General features: G+C 63.5%; 12 protein-coding genes. 6 read left to right on the top strand and 6 right to left on the bottom strand.

Annotated elements, in window-relative coordinates:
• Window positions 1-264 precede the first annotated feature (264 nt).
• On the bottom strand, window positions 265-1,302 hold the full coding sequence (locus HMPREF2807_RS05545) for an alpha/beta hydrolase (protein ID WP_046649318.1): 1,038 nt from the start codon (window positions 1,300-1,302) through the stop codon (window positions 265-267).
• Between the two features lie 243 nt (window positions 1,303-1,545).
• On the opposite strand from HMPREF2807_RS05545, the gene HMPREF2807_RS05540 reads away from it, so the two are divergent.
• Entirely contained in the window at window positions 1,546-2,247 is a 702-nt protein-coding gene (locus HMPREF2807_RS05540; RefSeq protein WP_046649317.1) for a PAQR family membrane homeostasis protein TrhA, read from the top strand.
• A 30-nt stretch (window positions 2,248-2,277) separates the two neighbouring features.
• Here HMPREF2807_RS05540 and HMPREF2807_RS05535 read toward each other — a convergent pair whose 3' ends face one another.
• The 3 genes from HMPREF2807_RS05535 to HMPREF2807_RS05525 form a co-directional block, all read right to left on the bottom strand.
• On the bottom strand, window positions 2,278-2,913 hold the full coding sequence (locus HMPREF2807_RS05535) for a DUF6891 domain-containing protein (RefSeq protein WP_049157184.1): 636 nt from the start codon (window positions 2,911-2,913) through the stop codon (window positions 2,278-2,280).
• 95 nt (window positions 2,914-3,008) lie between these two features.
• Window positions 3,009-5,093, bottom strand: coding sequence for an acyl-CoA dehydrogenase family protein (locus tag HMPREF2807_RS05530; RefSeq protein WP_070511038.1), 2,085 nt, complete (start codon window positions 5,091-5,093; stop codon window positions 3,009-3,011).
• A 31-nt stretch (window positions 5,094-5,124) separates the two neighbouring features.
• Window positions 5,125-6,423 carry an acetyl-CoA C-acetyltransferase gene (locus tag HMPREF2807_RS05525; RefSeq protein ID WP_070511036.1) on the bottom strand — a complete coding sequence of 433 codons (1,299 nt, stop codon included), beginning with the start codon at window positions 6,421-6,423 and terminating at the stop codon, window positions 5,125-5,127.
• Between the two features lie 185 nt (window positions 6,424-6,608).
• Here HMPREF2807_RS05525 and HMPREF2807_RS05520 point away from each other — a divergent pair, with 185 nt between their 5' ends.
• Together HMPREF2807_RS05520 and HMPREF2807_RS05515 are read left to right on the top strand one after the other, a co-directional pair.
• Window positions 6,609-7,949: a 3-oxoacyl-ACP reductase gene (locus tag HMPREF2807_RS05520; protein WP_049157178.1), complete on the top strand. Its 1,341-nt coding sequence runs from the start codon at window positions 6,609-6,611 to the stop codon at window positions 7,947-7,949.
• Window positions 7,950-8,879, top strand: a complete 930-nt coding sequence (locus tag HMPREF2807_RS05515) for a MaoC/PaaZ C-terminal domain-containing protein (RefSeq protein ID WP_070511034.1) — start codon at window positions 7,950-7,952, stop codon at window positions 8,877-8,879.
• Window positions 8,880-8,921: 42 nt separating this feature from the next.
• Here the strand turns inward: HMPREF2807_RS05515 and HMPREF2807_RS05510 are convergent, their stop codons facing one another.
• Window positions 8,922-9,956: an acyl-CoA thioesterase gene (locus HMPREF2807_RS05510; protein WP_049157174.1), complete on the bottom strand. Its 1,035-nt coding sequence runs from the start codon at window positions 9,954-9,956 to the stop codon at window positions 8,922-8,924.
• Window positions 9,957-9,989: 33 nt separating this feature from the next.
• On the opposite strand from HMPREF2807_RS05510, the gene HMPREF2807_RS05505 reads away from it, so the two are divergent.
• From HMPREF2807_RS05505 to purM, 3 genes are read left to right on the top strand one after another with little or no spacing between them, the layout of a single operon-like run.
• Entirely contained in the window at window positions 9,990-10,394 is a 405-nt protein-coding gene (locus tag HMPREF2807_RS05505; protein ID WP_070511032.1) for a sterol carrier family protein, read from the top strand.
• A 10-nt stretch (window positions 10,395-10,404) separates the two neighbouring features.
• Complete coding sequence (gene purF, locus HMPREF2807_RS05500) at window positions 10,405-11,922, top strand: amidophosphoribosyltransferase (protein WP_070511030.1); 1,518 nt, start codon at window positions 10,405-10,407, stop codon at window positions 11,920-11,922.
• 14 nt (window positions 11,923-11,936) lie between these two features.
• Window positions 11,937-12,989, top strand: a complete 1,053-nt coding sequence (gene purM / locus HMPREF2807_RS05495) for a phosphoribosylformylglycinamidine cyclo-ligase (RefSeq protein ID WP_046649308.1) — start codon at window positions 11,937-11,939, stop codon at window positions 12,987-12,989.
• A gap of 111 nt (window positions 12,990-13,100) precedes the next feature.
• Here the strand turns inward: purM and HMPREF2807_RS05490 are convergent, their stop codons facing one another.
• On the bottom strand, window positions 13,101-13,328 hold the full coding sequence (locus HMPREF2807_RS05490) for a DUF3073 domain-containing protein (RefSeq protein ID WP_070511197.1): 228 nt from the start codon (window positions 13,326-13,328) through the stop codon (window positions 13,101-13,103).
• Window positions 13,329-13,396: the final 68 nt, after the last annotated feature.

Here is a 13,396-nt window from a genome sequence, read left to right as displayed (position 1 = left end):
AAGCCAATCTAGAGAGGGGACGAGTTGTTGTGGGGATCGGTTCGGCGGAACGGCGTAAATAGAGATCCAGCCCACTCCGAGTTTCCGAAGAGAAACCGGGCGGGCTGAACTATTAACCAGCATTTTACCGCAGGACCTTGAAATGCGTCAATCCCACTTTTCAGGTAGACGTGCACGTTGAAGGTCTAGTTGTTCATCCGAGGCTCTGTGAAATTAGGGTGCATCGGGGACATCGCCCGAAGTGAGGCGGCAACCTGTTATTACTTAAGCACCGATGGTGCGGGCGATGGTCTGGTCCCAGCTCAGCTTCATCTGGTGAGAGAAGAGGCCGAAGGTGTGCGAGCCTTGGGGGCTGAAGTAACGGTTCACGCGCACCCCGGCGTTGCGGGCGTTGCGGGTGAATTCCTCCGAGCAGTGGTTGGCCACCATCTCTATCGCGCGGGGCCCGAGCCACTGGCTGGGCTTGTTCGTGCCATCGATGGGGCCCGGGGTGCCGGAGGCCGAGCCCACGAAGACCTCGACGTCGCGAAGGCGGCCGGGATTAGCGTTGGGGTCGTGGTCGAACCACTGCGGGGAGCCCGGCAGGCCCCACGCGTTGAAGGAGGAGCCGCCGCCGTAGGCCATCATCGCGGTGGAAGTGGGGAAGCCAATCGCGCCGGAGCGCACCGGGCAGCCGGAGTAGGAGGCCGCGGCCTTGTAGCGCTGTGGGGCGTGGCCGGCGATGTCGAGTGCAGCACCGCCGGTGGAGGAAACACCACCAATGGCATCGCGGCCGGTGCCGTGGAATTCGGCGTCGATCAGCGGGGGCAACTCAGTGGTCATGTAGGTGTTCCACTTGTTGACGCCCAAGATGGGATCCTCGTTATCCCAATCGGTGTAGAGAGAATAGGCGCCGCCGAGTGGCATCACCACGTTGACGTTCTTGCCCACGGCCCATTGGCGAATATCGGTGTGCGTCATCCAGTTCATGCCCGCCTGGCCGCCCTCCACGCCGGGCAGCAGGTAGAAGGAGGGGCGCGGCTTATCGCCCTCGGGGAGCAGGACGTTATTGGAAATCACCGCACGGTTGGCCGGGGACCACACGTCCACCACCCAGTGGTTGCCGCCCATGTGGCGCTGTGAGGTGATGAAAGGCTCGTCGCCCAGCCAGGGCTGCGGGTTGGTCACGCGCGAGGAAACCTCGCCGATCGTGCTGGACTGAGCGGAAGCGGAGCCGACGCCTGCCGACGCCGCCCCCAGCGCCACCATGACGGCCGCGAGCAACGTCGCGGTGCGGCGAGGAACTGAGACATAGGAAAACACAAATAGTGAAGTTTACTTTGTCGGCGCCTTCGAACTGCACATAGCGGCAGAAAACCTGGCGGTAACTTTCGCTTAGCCCTTGTCCGCTGCAGCGCCCCGCCGTATAGTTACGGGTACGTAAGTTTTGAGGGTGAATGCGTTATTCGCATGACCCTCATTTCAGACAAGGCAAGGGCCCTCACTATGAACGCACCCAGTGCTCACATATCCTCCCCGCAAGAGTTTCCAGTTGAAGACAGCTCTATGCGCGAACACAGCACGATGGAGCAGCTCATCCAGCGCACCTATTGGATGGCGGACCGTGGTCCGCGTCCACTGACGCGCGGCTGGGGCCATTTCTTTGCCGCGATTGCTTCCCTCATCGCATCGACCGTCCTCATTACCTTTGGGTGGATGACGTTGCCGTGGTGGCAGGGTCTCGCGGTGACGGTCTACGGCGTGGGAGTGGTGGGGCTCTTTACGGTCTCAGCCCTGTACCACCGCTGGCCGTGGGTATCGATGCGCGCGGTGCAATGGTGGCGGCGTGCTGACCACGCGACGATTTCTGTGTTTATCGCGGCGACGTACACGCCGCTGTGCGCCATCGTGCTGGAGCCGACGCAGGCGCTATGGATGCTAACTGCGGCGTGGGTGGGCGCCATCATGGGCGTGGTCTTGAATTTGGTGTGGATCAATCATCCGCGGTGGTTGGATGTGGTGGTCTACCTCGTCCTGGGCTGGCTCATTCTGCCGCTGCTGCCAAACCTGTGGCAGTCCGCGGGGCCGGCTGTAGTGTGGCTGCTGTTCGCAGGTGGGGTGGTGTACTCGCTGGGTGCGTTGATGTACGGCTTCAAGTGGCCGGGGCGTAATGCGCGCTGGTATGGCTACCACGAACACTTCCACACCGCGACGATCGCCGCGGCGGTGGTGCACATGGTAGCCATCTGGATGGTTGTGGCGGGCTAGCCCTATACAGGGCTAGCGTTGTGGGGCTATTTACTCGGCATCGGTGAGATCTTCGGCGAGGGGGAATTCGAGAGCGACGTCCTGGCACAGAACGCGCGCTGTCGTCGAGCCATTCCACTCGGGATCAAAGCCCACGGCGCGCAGGGCCTCGACGAGTTGCTCGCCGACCTTGATGGTTGCTTCTTCGTTTTCCTCCATCGCGGAGAAACCGAAGTACAGCTCGCCGTCGTAAATAACTCGGCTGATGTCCTGTCGGTGGCAGTAGGCATAGCCGCTGCGGCCTTCCTTCTCAGCGAGCTTGGAGCCTACCCAGACGCCGTCTGAGAGATCCCAGGCCTCGTTGAACGTGAAGGAGATATCGCGCTGAGCAAGCTCCTCGCGCAGGGCTTCGAGGCGCTTAACATCCTCCGACTTTTCTGTGACCAGCCGGCCGTATTCTGCGGCGACTTCGTCGATGATGGTGTCAAAATCCTCTGGATAAGGTTCCTCGTAGCTGGCCTCCCATTCGGAGGGGTCATCGAGGACTTCAATGTAGTCGTTGTGGATGTCCTGGCGAGATTCGCCGTGGCAGAGGCGCAATGCGATGTCATTGCGAAGCGGACTTGGCTCAAGGAGATCATCGGCGGGTGGGAAGGAACTGGAGAACATCGGATGCTGTGTGGTCATAGCTCAGAGAGTAACCAGCCCCTATCGCTACTTTCAGAAAACTAGGGAGGGCACCCCGCCAGATGGCGAAAGTGCCCTCACTATGCGTGGAGTGACTAGACGTGGAGCGGATCCACTCCGGCCTCGGTCAGCATCGGGATGTTGTGTACCTCAGGCGGAACGCCGAAGGCATCGACGAGCACGACGGACCACGGTGCCAGCGAATCCACGAGGTCGTTGATGGCGGCGCGGGCGGCCTTGATGCGGCCTGCCGGGATCAGGTTGTGTTCCTGGTACCAGCCCGCGTGCTGGACCAAGGTGTCGAAGACGAAGAGGTGGCGCAGCTGCTCAAAGACCTGGCGTGCCAGCGAACCTTCCTCAAGACGCTCCTCTGCCTCAATCATGGCCTGGACCAACAAGGTATCCACGCGGGCCCAGCCGGCGGCGATGAGGTGATCCTGGCACTGATCCACGATGGCGGCAGCCTGCACCTTATCGGCCTTGCGGGCCGGCTGGATGCGGCGCACGAGGGAGAAGAGGATGGACTGGGCACGGTCGTCGATCAGCTTGGCCTGGTAGGTGGCGTCGAAAAGCGAAGCCTCGGAGGGGTTCACGCGGTCCACGAGGCTTTGCAGGCGGGTGGTGAATCCATAGCGGCGACGAACCACATCGGTGGCGGTGGAGGCTGCGTATTTCACGGTGTCCCACGGGCTCATGTCATTCATCGCGCGGCCATAGGCGGTGAGCAGGTTCTTGCCCACCATCTGGATGAGCACGGTGTTATCGCCCTCGAAGGTGGCGAAGACATCGGAGTCAGCGCGGTAGGTAGTCAGGCGGTTCTCCGACATGTAGCCAGCGCCGCCGCAAGCCTCGCGGCATTCCTGGATGGTGCGGGTGGCGTGCTGGGTCTGCGCAGCTTTGATGGCCGCGGCCAGGGATTCCATCTCGCGGGAGGCGAACTTCTGCTCCTCGGTCGGCTCCGTCACTGACCACGTGCCGTCCTCGTGCTGATCGTTTTGCTCCTGGTAGCGCTCCAGAATCTGGTTGTAGAGCAGGTGCAGCGCATAGGTGCGGGCCAACGGAATGAGCAGACGGCGGCGGTGCTGGCGGTGCTCGATGAGGCGCTTCTCAGCGCCGGTCGCGCCCTCAAACTGGCGGCGGCGGTTGGCGTAGCGAATGGCGATGTCCAGGGAGGCCTCGGTGGCCGCGCCCGCCGCACCGGAGACACCGATGCGGCCGCGGATGAGGGTGCCCAGCATGGTAAAGAAGCGGGCATTCTTGGACTCGATGGGGGAGGTGTACCTGCCATTTTCGTCCACATCGGCGAAGCGGTTGAGGAGGTTTTCGCGCGGCACGCGGACGTTGTCGAAGCGCAGGGTGCCATTATCGACGCCTACCAAACCACCCTTGTGGCCATGATCACCCAGGGTAACGCCTGGCAGCTCGTTGCCTTCTTCATCGCGGATCGGGACGATGATGGCGTGCACGCCGTGGGAGCGGCCATCGCTGTCAGGGGTGATCAGCTGGGTGAAGACGACGGCCGCACGGCCGTCCTTGGCGGCGTTGCCGATGTAGTTCTTCACCGCGGAATCGGAGGGGGTGTTGATGACGAACTCGTTGGTCTCTGGGTCGAAGGTGGCGGTGGTTTCCAGGGACTGCACGTCAGAGCCGTGGCCGCGCTCGGTCATAGCGAAGCAGCCTGGCAGCTCCAGGCTGGCGGCTTTCTTGACCCACTCGAGGTGGCGTTCAGTGCCGAGCTGATCCAGGGCGCCGCCCCACAGGCCCCACTGCACGCCGGACTTAATAGCCAGTGAACCATCAACCCAGGCTAGGCCCTCCAGGGTGAAGGTGGACAGGTTCGGCTTACCGGAACCGCCGTTGGCGCGGCGCAGGCCGTGGTTGAAACCGCCGAAATCGCGGACCTTGGAGAGGTTGTCAAAGGTGTGCTGGCGCTGCTCTGCCATCGGCAGGTCCGGCTTCGGGAAGAGCGAAGGGTCGTTGAGGAAGGTGCGCAGCTCCTGGCGGAAGGCGGCGTGGGGGCCGTCGAGAAGCGCAGCCAGTTCTGTGGCCACTGAGGGCTTCGGGGTGGTGGGCAGGCGGTGCGGGCTGCGGGCCTCGGCCTTGGGGGCGTCGGTCGTGGCCTGGTTGTTGAGTTCTGGTGAGACGGATTTCGTGTCCGAGGAAGACTTGGTGAGTGGCATGGTGGGGGTCCTTTCTGGGGAGGGAAGTTTCTTAACGCTCGACGATGGCTGCAACACCCTGGCCGCCGGCCGCACAGATGGAGACGAGGGCGCGCCCACCACCGTTTTCTTCGAGAATCTTGGCGGTAGTGGCGAGGATGCGGGTGCCGGTGGCGGCGAAGGGGTGCCCAGCGGCAAGGGAGGAGCCCTTGACGTTGAGCTTGGCGCGGTCGATGGGGCCCAGCGCAGACTGCAGGCCGAGGCGCTCGCGGCAGTAGGTCTCGTCCTCCCATGCAGACAGGGTGGCGAGTACCTGGGACGCGAAGGCCTCGTGGACTTCGTAAAAGTCGAAGTCCTGGAGGGTCAGGTTGTTGCGCTCCAGCAGGCGCGGGACCGCGTAGGTCGGCGCCATGAGAAGCCCATCGGGGCCGTGGACAAAATCGACCGCCGCGGTCTCGGAATCGACGAGGAAGGCGCGGGGCTCGATATTGTGCTCGGCTGCCCACTCCTCGGAGCTCAGCAGGGCGACGGAGGCGCCGTCGGTCAGCGGTGTGGAATTGCCCGCGGTCATGGTGGCCTGCGTGCCGTGCTGTTCGGCATCGCGCTTGCCGAAGACCGGCTTGAGCTTGGCTAGGGCCTCCAGGGAGGAATCCGGGCGCAGGTTGGTATCGCGGTTGACGCCGAGGAATCCGGTGGTGAGGTCATCGAAGAAGCCCTCTTCCCAGGCCTGATGGAGGTTCTGGTGGGAGGCGAGTGCCAGCTCGTCCTGGGCTTCGCGGCTCACGTTCATTTCGCGGGCGGTGATGGCGGCGTGATCTCCCATGGACAATCCGGTGCGCGGCTCGCCGTTCTGCGGCTGCTCCGGGGCTAACTGCGAGGGTCGGATGGAACCGATGAGCTGGGCGCGCTGAGCGGCGGTCTTGGCGCGGGTGAGGTTGAGCAGCGTGCGGCGCAGGGTGTCATTGACGGCCAGCGGGGCATCCGAGGTGGTGTCCGTGCCTCCCGCGATGCCGGCGGAAATTCGGCCCTGGGCAATGGCATCGCCGACGTGGATAGCCGCCGCCAGGGAGGTGCAGCAGGCCTGCTGCACGTCAATAGCTGGGGTGGTCGAGTCGAGCGCGGAACCGAGGACCGACTCGCGAGTGAGGTTGAAATCGCGGGAGTGCTTGAGCACGGCACCCGCGGCGACGAGGCCGAGGCGTTCGTCGTGCAGCCCGTAGCGCGCCACGAGGCCGTCGAGCGCACTGGTGAGCATGTCTTGGTTGGACGCGTGAGCGTACTGCTTATTGGAGCGAGCAAAGGGAATGCGGTTGCCACCGAGGATGGCTACGCGGTGCGGGGGGTTGGTCATCAAAAACTCCTTCGCGAGTGGTCTGGTGCGAATCGCCCCAGTGGGAGGGGGTAGCAATCCCACCGCGCGTTTCGCATCACAACTAAGGTGATATTGTTAGTTCTATCACTCAATTAACGGGCCTTGCAACTAGCAAAATAATGCTCGCAAGGTTGTGAAGATCTCAGAAAGGAATGCGTCACCTTATGCCGCACGTCACCATTGCCGAGAAGCTCATCAACTCTCCGCTTGCCGCCAAAGCGGGTGTACCCCAGGGCCACCCCCTGCGTCGTCATAAAGTAGGCGAACCGGCGCTCGATGGCCCCATCGTCATTGGCGGCCAGGGACGCATCGCCGACTTTCTTCGCTCCCAGCTAGCCGTGGATTACCAGATCATCAACGCCTCTGCGGAGGCCCCGCGCGCCGCCCTCGTCTTCGATGCCACCGGCCTAGAGACCCCCGAGCAGTTGCGCGAGCTGTATGACTTCTTCAACCCACAGATGCGCAACCTCTTGCCGTGCGCGCGCCTCGTGGTTGTCGGCACCACCCCGGAGGCTGCAGATACTATCGACGCCCGGATTACCGCGCGCGCACTCGAAGGCTTTACGCGCTCCTTGGCCAAGGAGATGCGCAAGGGCGGCACCGTGAACCTGGTGTGGGTAGATCCTGCGGCCACCGCGGAGGTGGAGTCCACCCTCCGCTTCTTCCTCTCCGGGAAGTCGGCCTTCGTGGATGGCCAGGTGGTCCGCGTGGGCGCGGTGAGTGAGGGCTCCCCCGCACGCGGAGGTGAGTCAGCGAAGTGGGAGAAGCCGCTCGACGGGCGCCTCGCGGTGGTCACCGGTGCTGCTCGCGGTATTGGCGCTACCATCGCCGAGGTGCTGGCCCGCGACGGTGCCAGCGTCATCTGCATCGACGTCCCGCAAGCTAGCGAACACCTGGCGAAGACCGCGAACAAGGTCAAAGGCACCGCGCTGCCTCTCGATGTCACTGACCCTCAGGCCGCGGACAAGATTGCCCAGCACGCCCAGGAGCGTCATGGTCGAGCTATTGACGTCATCGTCCACAACGCTGGAATCACCCGCGACAAGCTGCTGGCCAACATGAACGAGGGGCAGTGGGACGCTGTCCTTGCTGTTAACCTGCTGGCACCGGTACGCATTACCGAAAACCTCCTCGAATCCGGAGCCCTCGCGCCGGGGGCGGCCGTGGTTGGTGTGTCCTCCATGGCCGGCATTTCCGGCAACCGCGGCCAGACCAACTACGCCACGACGAAGGCAGGCATCATCGGGCTCGTTGATTCCTTGCGCTCCGTCTTGGCGGAGAATGGCTCCACCATCAACGCTGTTGCCCCCGGATTCATCGAAACCGCCATGACTGCGGCGATGCCCACTGGGCCGCGCGAAATCGGCCGGCGCCTGAACTCACTGCAGCAAGGTGGTTTGCCTGTCGACGTCGCGGAGACCGTCGCCTTCTTCGCTGCCTCGGCCTCCGCCGCGGTGAGCGGCAACACGGTCCGCGTGTGCGGCCAGAACCTCATGGGAGCATAAATGAACGTCACCACACTCAACGAGATTCCTGACCTTCCCGCCCTTTACCGCTCACTCATGGTAGGCGCGGTGCCCATCCCCGGGCTGGGGGCCGGCAAGCGCAAGGTCGACGACCCGCAGACCGCCTACCGCGTCGAGGGAGTGCGCGTCGATACCGCGCACCTGGCTCGCTACTGCCAAGCCACGGGCCTGCGCCTGGGCAATGAGTTGCCCGCCACCTACCTGTATGCGCTGGCCTTCCCACTCGCAATCAAGGTGATGGCGGCACAGGACTTTCCTTTTCCCGCAGTCGGCGTGGTGCACCTGTCGAACCGCATCGAGCAGACCCGCCCGCTACGCGTCGACGAAAGCTGCGACATCTCCGTGCACGCGGAAAACCTCCGCCCGCACCGCAAGGGGCTGGTCATCGATATGGTGACCACGTACAGCGTGGGTGGTGAGGAGATCTGGCGCCAGACTTCGGTTTTCCTAGGCCAGGGCGCGAAATTCACCAAGGACACCCCGCGGCAGGTGCGAACGCGCCCTGAAGCCGAGCGCTTCCTCGACTTCCCTGATGATGAGGCGGGAACGCCCACGGCAACGCTGCGCTTTAGCCCCGAGAGCACCCGCGTTTATGCCGCGGCATCCGGCGATAAGAACCCCATCCACGTCTCCACCGTGGGCGCCAAGCTCTTCGGTTTTCCCGCGCCCATCGCGCACGGCATGTATACGCACGCCCGGATGTTGTCGGTGCTCGACGGCACCCTTTCAAGTGCTGTACGCATCAGCGCGGACTTCTACAAGCCGGTTATTCTTCCAGCGACGACGGGCGTGTTTGTGGCTCCGAGTGTCGCCACAAACACTGAGATCGGAGCGCGCACCGTCACGTTGCGCAAAGCCAAGGATCCGAGCACCCTCCACGTGGCGTGTCGGGTTGAGCCGCTGAACTAGCTGCGGCCCCGCCCTAGTGATGGGGTGGAGGGCTGGCCTAGGTTAGTCCACGTGCTGGTGCTGTGGCGCCACCACCAGAGGCTTCGGGGAGTACTTGCCGCGCAGGCCGCGGAGAATACCGGCGTGCTCCCACAGGCGCTTGTCTTCTTCGGTGCGGGGGACAAACTGGCGGGCGGCGAGCGGCTGCCAGTCAGCGTCCATGCCCATGTAGGCCACAGTGGCGTGGATGGCGGTTTCTAGTTTCTCGCGGCCACCGCGCGGGTTACCCGCGCGGACGTGGATCGACATTTGCATCGAGCGGGTATCCGTGCGCATCATGCGGGCATCGACCTCGATGAGGTCTCCGATATGGATAGGCCGGTAGAAGCGAATGCCGCCGGCATAGACCGCCACTGTGTGCTCTCCTGACCACTCCATGGTGCAGGCAGCGCCGGCCTCATCAATCCATTCCATGGCCGTACCACCGTGGACATTGCCGCCCCAGTTGACGTCAGTGGGCTTAGCCAAGAAGCGGGTGACCATTCGAGGGGCATCGGAAGGGCCATCATAAGTCTGCTTTTCCATCTCCGCTTCGATGGCTTGGCGCAGCTCGATGCGGGATTCCGCGGCTTCCCACACACGCTGGTGCTCTACGGTGTCCGGAACCAGCGGCGGCACGGCGACCGACTTACCTGTTTCCGTGTCCTTGGCCACGAAGATGACGAGGCAGTCGCACGCGCGAGTAAAAATGCCATCGCGCGGGTCGGCGGAAAGCACCTCGTTGACGATGTGCATGGAGGAGCGCCCCGTCATCGCGATGCGCGAGCGCACCTCCACGAGGTGGCCTGAGGGGATGGGGCGCGTGAAGTGAATATGGCCCACGTAGGCAGTCACGCAGTAGGTACCGGACCATTGAACCGCGCACGCATAGGCGGCCTTATCGATCCATTCCAGGACGCGGCCGCCGCCGATGCCCTGGGCGCCGGCGATGGTGAGATCGGTGGGGGCGGCCATAAACCGCAGGGTGAGGGAAGGGGACTTCTCGTGGGGAACGGACTTCTTTTCTTCCGACGAGCTTGATGGCATGGTTGGTGACATGGATAACAAAGTATCAGGGAGCGTGGTGACCAGATGAAGAAGGCCGTTGATGCCGCCACGGCCCGCGCCGCCGTCGAAGCAGTGGCGGAGTGGATCCACGATCCTCAAGGGGCGGAAAAACCAGGTCGCGCTGCGCTTGCGGCCGCTACACGCACCACGGCCCGCCTGGTGGAGGCAGACGCGCCGGGCCACTCCGTGGAGCTGCGGGTCCCCCCATTCGTGGCAGTGCAGTGTATCGCCGGGCCTCGCCATACCCGGGGCACCCCTCCGAACGTGGTGGAGATGGATCCCCTGACGTGGCTGCAGCTGGCTACGGGTGCCATGGGGTGGGAGCAGGCGCTTGGCGACGGCCGTGTGGACGCCTCCGGCTCCCGTGCCCACGAGATTGCTGCCTACTTGCCCGTGATTCCGTTAGTTTTCACTGGCCGGAACGGCTAGGATTAGCGCCGTGGTAGCTGAACACGTCCAGAGCATAACTAAGCCCCTGTCGACGGATCCCAGCCTGGATCCCGAGCCCCGCGAAGAATGCGGAGTTTTCGGTGTCTGGGCACCAGGCGAAGAGGTTTCCAAGCTAACCTACTTCGGCCTCTTTGCCCTCCAACACCGCGGCCAGGAGGCCGCGGGCATCGCGGTGGGGGATGATGACCGCATCGTGGTCTTCAAAGACATGGGCCTAGTGTCCAATGTCTTCGATGAATCCATCCTGACCTCTCTGCACGGAAACGTGGCTGTTGGCCACACGCGGTACTCCACTGCGGGCGGCAAGGAATGGTCGAATGTGCAGCCGATGTTTGGGACGTCGCCCAGCGGCGTCGACATTGCACTCGGCCACAATGGAAACTTGGTGAATTACGTGGAGCTGCGCGCCGAGGCCGTGGAACGCGGGCTCATCAAGCCGCACGAAGAATCCGTCTCGGACTCCATGTGCCTGTCCATCTTGTTGGCGGATGGCGTCAGCGAAAATAATTCAGTCTTCGACTCGGCACTTCAGCTGTTGCCCAGGGTCAAGGGGGCATACTGCCTGACCTTTACCGACGGTCACACGCTGTATGCCGCCCGCGATCCGCACGGCGTGCGTCCGCTCGCCCTCGGCCGCCTTAGCACCGGCTGGGTGGTGGCGAGCGAGACCTGCGCCCTCGATATCGTGGGTGCGCAGTTCATCCGGGAGATCGAACCCGGCGAGCTCGTCGCTATTGATGAGACCGGTATTCGCTCCGAGCGCTTCGCGGAGACCAAGCGCCACGGCTGCGTCTTCGAATACGTCTACCTGGCGCGGCCGGATACAAACATCAAAGGCCGCTCCGTCAATGCCACGCGTGTGGAAATTGGGCGTCGCCTAGCGCGCCAGTACCCAGCGCCCGACGCGGACATGGTGATCCCCGTTCCCGAGTCCGGCAACCCGGCCGCCGTGGGCTATGCCCGCGAATCTGGGCTGACCTTTGCACATGGCTTGGTCAAGAATTCCTACGTGGGCCGCACCTTTATCCAGCCCACGCAGTCTCAACGCCAGATGGGCATCCGCCTCAAGCTCAACCCGTTGCGGGAGGTCATTGACGGCAAGTCCATCGTGGTGGTGGATGATTCGATCGTCCGCGGCAACACGCAGCGCGCCCTGATCCGGATGTTGCGGGAAGCCGGCGCTGCCGAGGTCCACGTGCGCATCGCCTCCCCGCCGGTAAAGTGGCCGTGCTTCTACGGCATCGACTTCGCCTCCCCGGGTGAACTGATTGCTAATGCCAACCCCTCCGATGACCCGGAGGAAGTGGCGCAGACCATCTGCACGGCAATCGGTGCAGATTCGCTGGGCTTCGTCTCCACCGATGAGATGGTGGCGGCCACCGAGCAGCCCCGCAGCGAATTGTGCTGTGCCTGCTTCGATGGCGAGTACCCGCTTGGACTGCCCGCCGGAAACCCCAATGCTGAGGCCGTGCGTACCCTGCAGGGCTCGACGACAACTAACGATTAAGGACTAAGTCACTCATGAGCGAGAACACGTATGCTGCCGCCGGCGTCAACATTGAGGAAGGCGACCGCGCAGTTGAGCTAATCACCCCGCACGCCAAGCGTGCCTCCCGCCCGGAGGTCATGGGCGGGCTGGGCGGTTTCGCCGGCCTGTTTAAGCTGGGCGAGTACAAGGAGCCGGTCCTCGCGGCCGGGTCAGACGGCGTGGGCACCAAGCTGGCCGTGGCTCAAGCCATGGATAAGCACGACACCATCGGCATTGACCTGGTTGCCATGTGTGTTGATGACCTCGTCGTGTGCGGCGCCGAGCCGCTCTTCCTCCAGGACTACATCGCCGTGGGCGAGGTTGTTCCGGAAAAGGTCGCGGACATTGTCAAGGGCATTGCTGAGGGCTGCGTGCAGGCAGGTGCAGCGCTGCTGGGCGGCGAGACCGCTGAGCACCCAGGCGTCATGGGCAAAGATGAGTACGATGTTTCCGCCACCGCCGTCGGTGTGGTGGAGGCCGATGAGCTCCTCGGCCCCGACAAGGTACGTGACGGCGACGTCCTTATCGCTATGAAGTCCTCTGGCCTGCACTCCAACGGCTACTCCTTGGCGCGCTACGTGCTGCTGGAGCAGGCCGGTCTGCCGCTCGATGGCTACATGGAAGACTTGGGCCGCACCCTCGGTGAGGAGCTTTTGGAGCCTACCCGCATCTACGCCAAGGACTGCCTGGCGCTGGTATCTGAGTGCGCGGTGTCGACCTTCTGCCACGTCACCGGCGGTGGCCTCGCGGGCAACCTCGAGCGCGTGATCCCAGAGGGCCTGACCGCTGAGGTTAATCGCTCGACGTGGACTCCGGGCCAGATCTTCAAGACCATCTCCTCCGTGGGCAAGGTTGCCCTCGAGGAAATGGAGAAGACGTTCAACATGGGCGTTGGCATGATCGCCGTCGTTGCGCCGGAGGATCGCGAGCGCGCGTTGGCCATGATGACCGCCCGCCACGTTGAGGCATGGGAGCTGGGCACCGTCCGTGTCGCCGAAGAAGGCGAGCCGCGCGTCCTCATGACCGGCGAGCACCCAGGGTTCTAGGTTCTGAAGAAAAGGAACAGGGCCGGAGGCGCCCCTCACTAAGAGGGGAGGCATCTCCGGCCCTTCGCTTACGTGCTGTGCATGTACAGAATGGGGAAGTGATTCGCGCGCTTAGCGCTCCTCGGAATCATCCTCATCCCACTCGTCCGAGTCCCAGCGATCCGCATAGTCCTCGTAATCCGCGTACTCCGAGTATTGATCCTCGTCCTCATCGCTGGAGCGCTTGGAGTTCTGTGAGGCGAGTTCACGCTGGAGCGAATCCAGATCCATCTCGGGCGAATTGTACTTCAGCTGGCGTGCAACTTTGGTCTGCTTTGCCTTGGCGCGTCCGCGTCCCATGTGCATGACCCCCTTGAGGTGTGTAGGGCGGTCCAGGGATTCTTGGCCGCCCCATCGTCTTAGTCAGA

It is taken from the genome of Corynebacterium sp. HMSC074A09 (assembly GCF_001811545.1).
Classification (GTDB): Bacteria; Actinomycetota; Actinomycetes; order Mycobacteriales; family Mycobacteriaceae; genus Corynebacterium; species Corynebacterium hiratae.
Note: the sequence above shows the minus strand (reverse complement) of the source record. Positions and strands in the feature narration are given on the sequence as shown.

Excerpts from the sequence above, each read along its gene's own strand:
- HMPREF2807_RS05505 (WP_070511032.1), top strand. The coding sequence starts at position 9,990 with ATGAAGAAGGCCGTTGATGCCGCCACGGCCCGCGCCGCCGTCGAAGCA.
- HMPREF2807_RS05540 (WP_046649317.1), top strand. The coding sequence starts at position 1,546 with ATGCGCGAACACAGCACGATGGAGCAGCTCATCCAGCGCACCTATTGG.
- purM (WP_046649308.1), top strand. The coding sequence starts at position 11,937 with ATGAGCGAGAACACGTATGCTGCCGCCGGCGTCAACATTGAGGAAGGC.
- HMPREF2807_RS05515 (WP_070511034.1), top strand. The coding sequence starts at position 7,950 with ATGAACGTCACCACACTCAACGAGATTCCTGACCTTCCCGCCCTTTAC.
- HMPREF2807_RS05510 (WP_049157174.1), bottom strand. The coding sequence starts at position 9,956 with ATGTCACCAACCATGCCATCAAGCTCGTCGGAAGAAAAGAAGTCCGTT.
- HMPREF2807_RS05530 (WP_070511038.1), bottom strand. The coding sequence starts at position 5,093 with ATGCCACTCACCAAGTCTTCCTCGGACACGAAATCCGTCTCACCAGAA.
- HMPREF2807_RS05520 (WP_049157178.1), top strand. The coding sequence starts at position 6,609 with ATGCCGCACGTCACCATTGCCGAGAAGCTCATCAACTCTCCGCTTGCC.
- HMPREF2807_RS05535 (WP_049157184.1), bottom strand. The coding sequence starts at position 2,913 with ATGACCACACAGCATCCGATGTTCTCCAGTTCCTTCCCACCCGCCGAT.
- HMPREF2807_RS05525 (WP_070511036.1), bottom strand. The coding sequence starts at position 6,423 with ATGACCAACCCCCCGCACCGCGTAGCCATCCTCGGTGGCAACCGCATT.
- HMPREF2807_RS05490 (WP_070511197.1), bottom strand. The coding sequence starts at position 13,328 with ATGGGACGCGGACGCGCCAAGGCAAAGCAGACCAAAGTTGCACGCCAG.